We start from the raw sequence: 12274 nt of genomic DNA, 5'->3' as shown, positions 1-12274 counted from the left end.
CTTCGACGTTGAAGGGACGGCTGTATGTGTGTTGTTGGGGAAGCTAATGCAGTGGCTGTGCCAAGTTGGCCAGCTTGCGGGTTTATTGGGGCGTTGAGTCAACGCTGCCTGGGAATTTGCCCTCTAGTGGTGCAACAGCCAGTACAGCAGCACCAGATTGACCAGCAGCGACATGGCGGCGAGGCTTTGCCAGACCTTGAGCGGTTCGCGCTCCAGCAAGGGCCGTGGTCGCACGCTCAATTCACGGCGGTCGGCCTGCTCCAGCACCAGCAGCCATTCTTCGGCGGTTTCATAACGTTGCGCGGGTGAGGCCGCCACGGCGCGTTCCAGGCTCAGTGGCAACCAGTCAGGCAGGTCGGGACGATAGCGGCTGGCGCTGACGGGCTGGGCGAAACGCGGACGTTGGAAAGCTTCGATTTCGCCGTAGGGATAATGCCCGGTCAGCAGGTAATACAAGGTAACGCCGACACTGTATAAATCCTGCTGCGGCGTAGGCGGCTCGCCGCTGAACGCCTCGGGTGCGATAAAACTTGGCGTGCCGGGCAGCAAATGAGCGCGGTCTTCGGAGAGCCCCGGGCAATAGGCCAGGCCAAAATCCAGCACGCGCAGTTCGCCATCGTCACCCAGTAGCAGGTTTTCCGGCTTGATATCGCGGTGCAGGATTTGTCGCCGGTGCAGCAGGCCCATCGCCCGCAGCAACCGCTCGGCGATGGACTGCCACTGCGCCAGGGGCAATGGGCCCTGGTGCCGGAACAGTTCAGCAAGGGTTTGCCCCGGGTATTCGCGCATCACGTAGTACAGATGCTGTCGCCCACTGGCCGCGTGAACTTCAGGAAACGCGCGCCCGGCAACCCGGCGCAAAAACCACTCTTCAGATAGCAATGCTTGGCCGGCATCGCTGTCATCGTCGCGGTTGAGCGGCAAGGTTTTCAGCAGCCAGGGTTGCTGCTGGGCATCACGTATCCGGTACAGCAACGACTGTCGGCTCTGCGCCAGCAGGCTTTCAACCTGCCAGCCTTCAAAGCGCTGCCCGGGTTTGAGCGAAGGGGGCAGCGGCCATTGCTGCAACTGCACCAGCGCATCGCCCAGGGTAGCGGCGCCGAGCTGGTCGATGCGCACCAGCAAGGCGCTGGCATTGTCCTGGCTGGCGGCCAGGTGCGCGGCGTTGACCAGCGTGTTGACCGCCACATCGAGGTCAGTTTGCTCACGCAGGATCGCACTGATGCTGTGCTCACCCAAGGCGGCCCACACGCCATCGCTGAGCAATAAAAAACATTCGCCTGCGCGCAGTTCACCGTCGAGAAAATCCAGCACCAAGTGTTGGTCCAGGCCGAGCGCGCGCTTGAGCACCTGCTGCATGCCCGGTTGTTCCCACACATGGTCTTCGCTGATGCGCTGCAACTCGCCGCCCAGCCAGCGATACACCCGGCAATCGCCGACATGCGCGAGGGTGAAGCGTTGGCCGCGAAACACCAGCGCACTCAAGGTGGTCAGCAGCGGCTGGCCGCCGCCGTTGGCCTGCAACCAGCGATTCTGCGCCAGCAACAGACGTTCGAGCGCCTGGGCCACGCCCCAGGTTTGCGGCGTGGCGTAGTAGTCCATCGCCAGCGCCTGCAAGGTCGAGCGCGCCGCCAGGCCGCCGTCGGCGCATTGGCTGACGCCATCGGCGATGGCGCACAGGTAACCTTTACTCGCTGCCAGTTCCGCCACGGGTGTGACGACGCGCAGGGCGTCCTGGTTTTCGGCCCGAGGGCCAATGGCGCTGGCTTGCGCGACACTCAGTTGCAAGCCCATCAGACGCGTGCGGCGGTCACGGCGGCCGAACCCCAGGTGGTTCTCCAGCGACGTTTGACCCCGTGCAGCCCGAACCAGGCCAGCACGCCGAGGCTGGCGAACAGCCACAGGGCCATTTGATAACTGCCGGTGCTTTGCTTGATCGCGCCCATGCCTGCCGCGAGGGCGAAGCCGCCGATCCCGCCGGCCATGCCGATCAGGCCGGTCATCACGCCGATCTCGCGGCGAAAACGCTGGGGCACCAGTTGAAACACCGCGCCATTACCTGCGCCGAGGCCGAGCATGGTGCAGACGAAAAGTGCCAAGGCCGCGTAAGAACTTGGCAGATTGAAACCCACCGCCGCGATGCAGATTGCCGCCACGCTGTACATGCCAAGCAAGGTGCGAATCCCGCCGAATCTGTCCGCCAGGGCACCACCCAACGGGCGCATCAGGCTGCCGCCAAACACGCAGGCGGCGGTGTAGTAGCCGGCGGTCACCGGGCTCAAGCCGTATTGGTCGTTAAAGTAGCCGGGCAGGGCGCTGGCCAGGCCGATAAAACCGCCGAACGTCACGCTGTAAAAGAACATGAACCACCAGCTGTCGCGGTCGCCCAGGGCTTTAAAGTAGTCGGCCATGGATTTGGCTTTCGGGCGTTCCGGGGCATTGCGCGCCAGCCAGGCGAAGACGACCAGCGTGATGACCAATGGAATCAGCGCGAAGCCGAACACATTGCTCCAGCCAAACGCGGCGGCGAGTACCGGTGCCAGCAACGCGGCAAACACGGTGCCGGAGTTGCCGGCACCGGCGATGCCCATGGCCTTGCCCTGGTGTTCCGCGGGATACCACTGAGAGGCCAGCGGCAGGGCGACCGCAAACGACGCGCCCGCCATGCCCAGGAACACGCCCAGCAGCAGGGCTTGCTCGTAACTGTGGATGCCCAGTTGCCAGGCGCCGAACAGTGCGGCAATCACAATGACCTGGCCGATCAGCCCGGCGGTTTTAGGCGACAGTTTGTCGGCCAGCATGCCCATCAGAAAACGCAGCACCGCGCCGGCCAGGATCGGCGTGGCCACTACCAGCCCGCGCTGTTGGGTGGTCAAGTGCAGGTCGGCGGCAATCTGCACCGCCAGCGGGCCCAGCAGGTACCAGACCATGAAACTCAGGTCGAAATACAGGAACGCGGCAAACAGGGTCGGGGTGTGCCCGGATTTCCAGAAGCTTGATTTCATCACGCACCTCAACGGTTGGGGTCTTGTAAGAAGGCCGAGTGATGGGGCCGCTGGCTAAAAGCCGCCCCATCGGCCCCAGGCGCTGGGGCCAAAACGAAAAAACGCCGCCATCGGGCTCGCGAGGGCAAACCGGATGGGCGACGTCTTTGTCGTAGAAGGGGCAACCGCCGTTGGTTACCTGTGGTGAATGCTTAGCAAGAGCTGCGCCAGATCAGCCAAGCAACTCGCTCATGGCGATAATCTGCTCCGCCACCTGGATCAGTTTCTGTTGGCGGCTCATGGCTTGGCGGCGCATCAGGGTGTAGGCCTCTTCTTCGTTGCAGTGCTTCATTTTCATCAGCATGCCTTTGGCCAGCTCGATGCGTTTACGCTCGGCCAGTTGCTGGTCGCGCGCCTGGAGCTGGGCGCGCAAGGCCTGGTCGCTTTCAAAGCGGGCCATGGCCACGTCCAGGATCGGCTGCAGGCGCTGGGCCTGAATGCCTTCGACGATATAAGCGCTGACCCCGGATTTGATGGCCTGGCGCATTACGTTCGGGTCGTGTTCGTCGGTAAACATCACGATCGGCCGCGGCTGATCGCGGCTGACCAGTACCACCTGCTCCATTACATCTCGGCCAGGTGACTCGGTATCGATCAGGATCACGTCCGGGCGCACCGTTTCGACGCGCGCGGGCAGGTCGATGGTCAGGCCGGACTCATCGATCACCTCGAACCCGGCTTCGATCAATGCGGCCTTGAGGCGCCCGACCTTGCGCGGCGTATCGTTGATCAACAGGATGCGTAACATAAAGGTCGTCCTGTCAGCGCTGCGCTTCGTGGCTGGGGTGGTCTGCCATGGCGTGCAGTCGGAAGCTGCGCGCGTAGGCGGCGGGGTCGGAGCCGTCCCAGATTTTGCCGTCGATCAGCTGGCTGCTGCGCATGTCCGCTGCGTTTGCGTTGACGCCAACGGCGGCAGCGGCCTGACGGTATAAAGCCAGTTGCTGCACGCGGCGGGCCACGCCCAGGTAGTCCGGATCTTCGCGCAGCAAGCCCCAGCGCCGAAACTGGGTCATGAACCACATACCGTCGCAAAGGTACGGCAGGTTTACTTCGCCATCGCCGAAAAACCGCAGGGCATGTGGGTCTTGCCACTGGTGACCGAGGCCATCGTCATAAGCACCCAGCAGGCGTGGTTCGATGCAGTCGAGCGGCGCATCGAGGTAGTCGCGAGCACTGAGTAATTGTGCGGTGGAGCGGCGGTTTTCCTGGCTTTGCTCGATAAAGCGGCTGGCCTCGAGAATCGCCATGACCAGGACGCGAGCGGTGTTCGGGTATTGATCGACAAACGCCTGGGTGCAACCTAGAACCTTTTCCGGATGATTCGGCCAGATCGCCTGGGTGGTCGCCAGGGTGAACCCCTGGTTTTGTTTGACCGCGCTGGCACACCAGGGCTCGCCCACGCAAAACCCATCGATGCGCCCGGCTTGCAGGTGCGCGACCATCTGCGGCGGCGGTACCACCACGCTGTCGACGTCGTGCAACGGATGAATGCCTTGGCTCGCCAGCCAGTAATACAGCCACATGGCGTGAGTGCCTGTGGGAAATGTCTGTGCAAAGGTCAGTTTTGTGCGGCTTTGGTGCACGTGGCGGTCCAGTGCTTCAGGAGTGATCACCCCTTGCTGTTGCAGGCCGCGGGACAGGTTGATGCTCTGGCCGTTCTGGTTGAGCCCCATCAGAACGGCCATGTCGGTCGGCGCTACGCCGCCGATGCCCAGGTGCACGGCATAGATCAACCCATAGAGGCTATGGGCGGCGTCCAGTTCGCCGCTGACCAGTTTGTCGCGCAGGTTGGCCCAGGACGATTGGCGCTTGAGGTTCAGCGTCAGGCCGTAGGGTTGGGCGAAACCCTGGGTGGCGGCGACCACCAGCGAGGCGCAATCGGTCAGCGCCATGAAGCCCAGGTCGAGGCTGCTCTTTTCCGGGGCGTCACTGCCGTTTACCCAGGCCAGCGGATGGTTCACCGGGCTGTTGCCGACCGAATCGTTCATCAACACTCACCTTTGCTCAAAAAAAAGCGTCGTAACCCTTGAGGGTTGCGCGGGTGGCAGCGCAAGCCATTGCAGGGAAACGACGCCATTGTCCGTAAGCCTGCTCCGACGTTGGTGCAGGCTTTGATACATAGCCCTTAGCAAGGCACATGCCACGGGGCTTCAAGCGCAGTCCGCCGTCAGCTTTCCATCAAGATTGAAACTCAGCTGCCTTCCAGTATGGCCGCCTCTTTGCGCCAGACGGCGAGGAACATCCACGGTGTCTATCCATTCCCCAACCATGCGCAGTTACCGCAGGTTATGCCGCTGGCTGCTGTGCGGTGCACTGCTGTTGGCAAACGCGTGCGCTTTGGGGGATAGCTATCAGGCGCGGGATGAAAGCCTGCATACCTTTTTTACCGCGCTGTCGGTGCCCTTGGGCTTGCCTGTCGTTGTCAGCCGCGAGGTGGCGCGTAAAACCATCACCGGGCAATTCGACCTGGACGCGGCGCAGCACACGCTGGAAACCGTCGCCGAGCAGCAAGGCCTGATCTGGTACAGCGACGGGCAGGTGCTTTACCTGTATGACGCCGGTGAGGCAAAAAGCTCGGCGGTAGCGCTGCGGCATATCTCGGTCGACAGGCTGCGCGGGTTCATGCGCCGTTCCGGGCTCGATGAATCGCGTTTTCCCCTGAGGGAGAGCGGCGGGCGGACGTTCTATGTGTCCGGGCCACCTAACTATGTCGACCAGGTATTGCACCTGGCTCAACTGATGGACAAACAGCGCACTGAGGTCCGCGTCGGCACGCAAACCTTCGGCGTGGTGCAGGTGTTCAACACGCACGTAGCGGATCGCAAGTATTCGATGGGCGACGACCAGGTCAACGTTCCGGGCATGGCCTCGATGATCGAAACCGTGCTGGCCAGCGAGCAAAAGAAGGACACGCAACGACCCCCGGGTTTGCTGGCCGACAAGAGCCTGGTGGTGATGGCTTATCCGGATTCAAACAGCCTGTTGATCAAGGGCAAACCTGCTCAGGTGAAGGTGCTTGAGGAGCTGGTGGCGGAGCTCGACAAGCCCAAGCGACCGATTGAGGTGTCGCTGTGGCAAGTGGAGGTGGAGCGCAGTGAATTCGCCAGAATGGGCGCGGCCTGGGCTCAGGAAACCCAGACCGGGGCTTTCGTGACGCGCGTACTGGAACCTTTGGAAGACAACCGCTTGATGGCACAGCTCGGTGTGCTGGAGCACCGGCGCAAGGCCAAAGTCGTCGCGTTTCCCGTAATCCTTACCCAGGAAAACGTGCCTGCGGTTTTCCAGGATAACCATACGTTTTACCTGCCACGGCCCGGCGACGATAAGGGTGATTGGCAGCCCGTGCGGTATGGCATTGAAGCCAGTGTGCTCCCGCGCTTCGCCGGAGCGCATCAGATCGAGATGCTGGTGAACCTCGAGGATGGCCGTCAGATGGACAGCACATTCAAGCCCGGCTCGGCAGGAGCGGTGGGGCGAATGACCGTCAGCTCTGTGGTGCGCGTACCTCAAGGCAGACGCTTGTGGCTGGGTGGTTTTCACCGTGAGGGCGAGGCGACCCGCCGTGGTCGACGCGCGCAGGTGCGGCTCTTTGTGATCCAGGCGCGGGCGGTTGGCAGTGAGCCGCGGATGCTGGCCGGTGCTGTCGGCCCGCCGCCGCTGACCCCGAGCCAATATGAGCGTGTGCAGCGTGCGTTTGTGCGCGAACGCCGTGATGTCCTTGAGTGACACAACCCGTTGGTCAGAGCCCTGAAACGCTTTGCGGTCGGTGACTGCGAAAAGTCCTACGTGGCGCCCGCCGAAAGCCTCGATGACATGGGTTTTTTCCTAACGTTGTTCGCGGCTCGGGTTTTTATAGTCGTGATGTTGGCGTATCGGCCGTTTCTGGAAACAAGGAATTCAATGTCAGTAGTCGGGTGCAGAGGTGTGCATGACCCTCGTGAATGATGGGCTGACGGCTGCCTGGGTGTTTGCCGGGTGGACCTTGCAGGGCGATGGCCGATTGATCGGCGAAGGCGCGGATATTCAGTTGCCGCCCAAGGAGTGGCATGTATTGCGGCTGCTGTTGGCTTCTGACGGAGCGTTGATGACCAAGGATCGTCTGCTTGAGTTGGTCTGGCCCGAGGGGAGGTTGCAGAGGAGTCGCTGACGCGCTGTATCTACGCATTGCGCAAGCAGCTGAAGAAGGACAAGGGCTTTATCAAGACAATTTACGGCAGGGGGTATCGCTTTACCTGTGCCGTGAAAGCCGAGCAGCACGCCATTCTCCAGACGGGGCCAGGGCGTGTGCAACGCATCTGCTCGGCTTGTGGGCAGGTGACCCATGATTAATCGATTGGGCAAAGCGTTGGTGTTGAGCCTGTTGATGGGCAGCCATCAGGCCTGGGCCAATTGCTGGGAAGAGGTGGCTAGCCGCTATGACCTCGAACCTGAGCTTTTACAGGCCATCGCCGCTGTGGAATCGGGTTACCGCGCGCGCGCCGTGAACGCGCTCAACAGCGATGGCTCCCGGGATATTGGCCTGATGCAGATCAACAGCATGCACTTGCCTCGCCTGGCCAAGCAGGGCATTACCGAGGAGCGGTTGTTGAGTGAGCCCTGTTTGTCGGTCGAGGTGGGCGCCTCGATACTTGCCGGGTTTATCCAGCGTTTCGGTTACAACTGGACAGCCGTGGGCTCCTACAACGCCGGCGCGGCACCTGAGCGTGAAGCGTTGCGTTTGCGCTACGCAGAAAAAATATGGGCGCGGTATGAGGCGTTGGTAGCACAACGTCATTGACGATTGGACGGCGCACCTCGCACCTGGCGCGCCACCCCGGCTATAATCGGCGCCACCTTTCGCCGCCATCCGAGTCTAGCCCGCCCATGTATACCCTGGCCCGCCAGCTGTTGTTCAAACTCTCTCCGGAAACCTCCCACGATCTGTCCCTGGACCTGATCGGTGCCGGTGGTCGTCTGGGGCTCAATGGCCTGGTATGCAAGGCACCGGCAAAAATGCCGGTATCGGTGATGGGACTCGACTTCCCCAACCCGGTCGGGCTGGCTGCCGGCCTCGACAAGAACGGCGCGGCCATCGACGGGTTTGCGCAATTGGGTTTCGGTTTTGTCGAAATCGGCACCGTGACGCCACGCCCGCAACCGGGCAACCCAAAACCACGGATCTTCCGCCTGCCGGAAGCCGAGGCGATCATCAATCGCATGGGCTTTAACAACCTGGGCGTTGATCATCTGCTTTCACGGGTTCAAGCCGCGAAATACAAGGGCATCCTCGGCATCAATATCGGCAAGAACTTCGACACGCCCGTAGAGCGCGCCGTCGATGATTACCTGATTTGCCTGGACAAGGTCTACGCCCACGCCAGCTACGTCACCGTCAACGTCAGCTCGCCGAATACGCCGGGTCTGCGTAGCCTGCAGTTCGGTGATTCGCTCAAGCAACTGCTCGAAGCCTTGCGTCAGCGCCAGGAAGACCTGGCCATACGTCATGGCAAACGTGTGCCGTTGGCCATCAAGATTGCACCGGACATGAGCGATGAAGAAACCGTGCTGGTCGCTCAGGCGCTGGTGGATTCGGGCATGGATGCGGTGATCGCCACCAACACCACCCTCAGCCGTGTGGGTGTCGAAGGGCTGGCGCATGGTGATGAAGCGGGTGGGCTGTCGGGCGCACCGGTGCGCGACAAGAGCACTCACATCGTCAAGGTGCTGGCGGCTGAGTTGGCCGGGCGCTTGCCGATCATCGCCGTGGGCGGCATCACCGAAGGCAAGCACGCGGCCGAGAAGATCGCCGCCGGTGCAAGCCTGGTGCAGCTGTACTCAGGTTTTATCTATAAAGGACCGTCGCTGATTCGCGAGTCGGTGGATGCGATAGCGGCCTTGCCAAAAAGGTAGGCGCCCGGCTTGTTGGCGATGGCAGGCTAAAAAAATACACCTGTGAGTGTGTAGTCCGCATCGCCACCGACCCAATAAAAAGGGCTCCCTAAAGGAGCCCCTGGGCCGAAGCCCGCCGCCCTGATGGGGCGTGCGTGGTTAAGTCGTTACATATTCAAGGTGGTGTGTCGGATTAAGTGCCCTGTGTTAGCCGACGGCGTGAAGTTCGTTGAGTCTGTGGATTCCCGCAGTGCCAGTCATACCGTCCCAGTTGTCGCCGCGTCCTTCTCGCCAGCCGTTGATCCAGGCTTGGCGTACCGACGGTAGAGTAAATGGGCAAAGCTCACGGGATTTGCCATGAACGCCATATTGATATCCGCGTAAAAATGCTCTTTCCAACGGATCACGCTTAAGTCTTCTCATAGGGTGTTTCCCTCACTTGTTGACTGTCTTGATATCCTTCGGCCTCGTCTGAGGCCGGGCAGAGTTTTTCTGCCGTTGGTGGGCTCGCTGCCGGCGTGGCGAGCCGATGTGTCGGCGTCGTTACGGCGCCAACCTGTGTTGAGTTCTAACCAATAGGTCACATGGATTCAATGATCGTTTTGTCATAAGCACGTAACGATAACGATGCTATAGCCATAAGCTGGGATGGCTTTTCGCCCCTTTTGTTGGGCAAAGCCAGCTATGATGTGCTCTGCATAGAGGATGGGTTTAATCCTTTAGTGAGAATGTCCGCCCGCCGCAGTCGGTTATTATTCGACGAAGGGTCGGAATATTTCTTTTTGTTGCGATCAATTATTTCTCTGCCCCGGAAATTCTGGCCCAAAGGCCCGGCAGCCGGGGTGGGACGGCACATTCGTGCCACGCGAGCACTCTTCAAGAAAAGTGCTTGATTAAAAACCGAGCCGGCGATGCGTCGCCTGTTCATTTATTGCTGAAAAGCCTGGAATGCCCCATGTCGGACCGTTTTGAACTCTTCCTCACTTGCCCCAAGGGCCTCGAAGGCCTGCTGATCGAGGAAGCCGTCGGGCTTGGCCTTGAGGACGCACGCGAGCACACCTCGGCCGTGCGCGGCATGGCCGACATGGAAACCGCCTACCGCCTGTGCCTCTGGTCGCGCCTGGCCAACCGTGTATTGCTGGTGCTCAAGCGCTTCCCGATGAAGGACGCTGAAGACCTTTACCATGGCGTGCTGGACATCGAATGGGCCGACCACATGGTCCCGGATGGCACCCTGGCGGTGGAATTCAGCGGCCACGGCTCGGGCATCGACAACACCCACTTCGGCGCGCTGAAGGTCAAGGATGCGATCGTCGACAAGCTGCGCACCCCGACCGGCGAACGCCCCTCCATCGACAAGATCAACCCGGACCTGCGTATTCACCTGCGCCTGGACCGCGGCGAAGCGATCCTGTCGCTCGACCTGTCCGGCCACAGCCTGCACCAGCGCGGTTACCGCCTGCAGCAGGGCGCGGCACCGTTGAAGGAAAACCTGGCGGCGGCGATTTTGATTCGCGCCGGCTGGCCGCGCATTGCGGCCGAAGGCGGCGCGCTGACGGACCCGATGTGTGGCGTGGGGACTTTCCTGGTCGAAGGCGCGATGATCGCCGCCGACATGGCCCCCAACCTCAATCGCGAACTGTGGGGCTTCACCACCTGGCTCGGCCACGTTCCGGCGCTGTGGAAAAAGCTGCACACCGAAGCGACCGAGCGGGCGGCCATCGGCATGAACAAGCCGCCGTTGTGGGTGCGAGGCTACGAAGCCGACCCACGCTTGATTCAGCCCGCGCGCAATAACATCGAGCGCGCTGGCCTGAGCCACTGGATCAAGGTGTACCAGGGCGAAGTCGGCACCTTCGAGCCGCGCCCGGACCAGAATCAAAAAGGTTTGGTCATCTGCAACCCGCCGTACGGCGAGCGTCTGGGTGACGAAGCCAGCCTTTTGTACCTCTACCAGAACCTTGGCGAGCGTCTGCGTCAGGCGTGCATGGGCTGGGAAGCGGCGGTGTTCACCGGCGCGCCGGACCTGGGCAAGCGCATGGGCATTCGCAGCCACAAACAGTATTCGTTCTGGAACGGCGCCTTGCCGTGCAAACTGCTGCTGATCAAAGTCAACCCGGACCAGTTCGTCACCGGCGAGCGCCGCACCCCGGAGCAGCGTCAGGCCGAGCGTGAGCAGGCCGCTTACGATCAGGCCCCGACCGAGCCGCAAGAGCGCCAGTACAACAAGAACGGTAACCCGATCAAGCCAGCCCCGGCCCCGGTGGTTGAACAGGCGCGCCTGAGCGAAGGCGGGCAGATGTTCGCCAACCGCCTGCAGAAGAACCTCAAGCAGTTGGGCAAGTGGGCCAAGCGCGAAGGCGTGGATTGCTACCGTGTGTACGACGCCGACATGCCGGAATACTCCATGGCCATCGACCTCTACCACGACTGGGTGCACGTGCAGGAATACGCCGCGCCGAAATCCATCGACCCGGAAAAAGCTTCCGCACGCATGTTCGATGCGCTGGCCGCGATTCCCCAGGCGCTGAACGTCGACAAGAGCCGCGTGGTGGTCAAGCGTCGCGAGCGTCAGAGCGGCACCAAGCAGTACGAGCGCCAGAGCGCCCAGGGCAAGTTCACCGAGGTCAGCGAAGGCGGCGTGAAGCTGCTGGTCAACCTCACCGATTACCTGGACACCGGCCTGTTTCTCGACCACCGCCCGATGCGCATGCGCATCCAGAAGGAAGCGGCCGGCAAGCGCTTCCTCAACCTGTATTGCTACACCGCTACCGCCAGTGTGCACGCGGCCAAGGGCGGCGCGCGCAGCACCACCAGCGTCGACTTGTCCAAGACCTACCTGGACTGGGCACGTCGCAACTTCTCGCTCAACGGTTTCTCCGACAAGAACCGTCTGGAGCAGGGCGACGTGATGGCGTGGCTGGAAGCCAGCCGCGATGAGTTCGACTTGATCTTCATTGATCCGCCGACCTTCTCCAACTCCAAGCGCATGGAAGGCATCTTCGACGTGCAGCGTGACCACGTGCAGTTGCTCGACCTGGCCATGGCGCGCCTGGCACCGGGCGGCGTGTTGTACTTCTCGAACAACTTCCGCAAGTTCGTGCTCGAGGACAACCTCAGCGAACGCTATGCGGTCGAGGAAATCAGCGACAAGACCCTCGACCCGGATTTCGCGCGTAACGCGAAGATCCACCGGGCGTGGAAAATCACTGCGCGCTGATTGCTGCACCAAGTTGGAACAAAAAGCCGCAAGCCTGGCGTATTCCGGGTTTGCGGCTTTTTTGCGCTGGTCAAACAGTGGCCTCATGGCTATAACTGAAGCCCTAGCCAAAGTGACAGCCCCGCACGCTGGCGTTGTGAGT

The 12274-nt window shown here is 61.6% G+C and carries 9 protein-coding genes and 1 pseudogene; 5 read left to right on the top strand and 5 right to left on the bottom strand.

Annotated elements, in window-relative coordinates:
- Positions 1–123: 123 nt before the first annotated feature.
- The 4 genes from AB5I78_RS21585 to AB5I78_RS21570 all read right to left on the bottom strand — a co-directional run bounded on the left by AB5I78_RS21585 (position 124) and on the right by AB5I78_RS21570 (position 5032).
- The gene (locus AB5I78_RS21585) at positions 124–1794 is read right to left on the bottom strand and encodes a protein kinase (protein WP_369301363.1); all 1671 of its coding nucleotides are present in this window, start codon (positions 1792–1794) and stop codon (positions 124–126) included.
- Positions 1794–3005, bottom strand: coding sequence for a nitrate/nitrite transporter (locus tag AB5I78_RS21580; protein WP_369301362.1), 1212 nt, complete (start codon positions 3003–3005; stop codon positions 1794–1796). The genes AB5I78_RS21585 and AB5I78_RS21580 overlap by 1 nt, the downstream gene beginning before the upstream one ends.
- A gap of 211 nt (positions 3006–3216) precedes the next feature.
- A complete protein-coding gene (locus AB5I78_RS21575) occupies positions 3217–3792 on the bottom strand; it encodes an ANTAR domain-containing response regulator (protein WP_083357333.1) in 576 nt (191 codons plus the stop codon).
- A gap of 13 nt (positions 3793–3805) precedes the next feature.
- A complete protein-coding gene (locus AB5I78_RS21570) occupies positions 3806–5032 on the bottom strand; it encodes a CmpA/NrtA family ABC transporter substrate-binding protein (RefSeq protein ID WP_369301361.1) in 1227 nt (408 codons plus the stop codon).
- A gap of 259 nt (positions 5033–5291) precedes the next feature.
- Between AB5I78_RS21570 and sctC the strand changes: the two genes are divergently transcribed.
- The 4 genes and pseudogenes from sctC to AB5I78_RS21550 all read left to right on the top strand — a co-directional run bounded on the left by sctC (position 5292) and on the right by AB5I78_RS21550 (position 8933).
- Positions 5292–6770, top strand: coding sequence for a type III secretion system outer membrane ring subunit SctC (gene sctC, locus AB5I78_RS21565; protein WP_369301359.1), 1479 nt, complete (start codon positions 5292–5294; stop codon positions 6768–6770).
- Between the two features lie 202 nt (positions 6771–6972).
- Positions 6973–7373 (top strand): annotated as a pseudogene (locus tag AB5I78_RS21560) (winged helix-turn-helix domain-containing protein).
- Positions 7366–7821, top strand: coding sequence for a transglycosylase SLT domain-containing protein (locus AB5I78_RS21555; protein ID WP_369301357.1), 456 nt, complete (start codon positions 7366–7368; stop codon positions 7819–7821). Before AB5I78_RS21560 ends, AB5I78_RS21555 begins: the two are co-directional and overlap by 8 nt.
- Positions 7822–7907: 86 nt before the next feature.
- Positions 7908–8933, top strand: a complete 1026-nt coding sequence (locus AB5I78_RS21550) for a quinone-dependent dihydroorotate dehydrogenase (RefSeq protein ID WP_262208385.1) — start codon at positions 7908–7910, stop codon at positions 8931–8933.
- A 186-nt stretch (positions 8934–9119) separates the two neighbouring features.
- Here the strand turns inward: AB5I78_RS21550 and rmf are convergent, their stop codons facing one another.
- Positions 9120–9335 (bottom strand): ribosome modulation factor, encoded by a 216-nt coding sequence (gene rmf, locus AB5I78_RS21545; RefSeq protein ID WP_002553055.1) that lies wholly within the window; start codon positions 9333–9335, stop codon positions 9120–9122.
- Positions 9336–9867: 532 nt separating this feature from the next.
- On the opposite strand from rmf, the gene rlmKL reads away from it, so the two are divergent.
- Positions 9868–12132, top strand: coding sequence for a bifunctional 23S rRNA (guanine(2069)-N(7))-methyltransferase RlmK/23S rRNA (guanine(2445)-N(2))-methyltransferase RlmL (rlmKL, locus tag AB5I78_RS21540; protein WP_145159108.1), 2265 nt, complete (start codon positions 9868–9870; stop codon positions 12130–12132).
- Positions 12133–12274: the final 142 nt, after the last annotated feature.

Source organism: Pseudomonas sp. N2-3-1-14 (genome assembly GCF_041228395.1).
GTDB lineage: Bacteria > Pseudomonadota > Gammaproteobacteria > Pseudomonadales > Pseudomonadaceae > Aquipseudomonas.
Note: the sequence above shows the minus strand (reverse complement) of the source record. Positions and strands in the feature narration are given on the sequence as shown.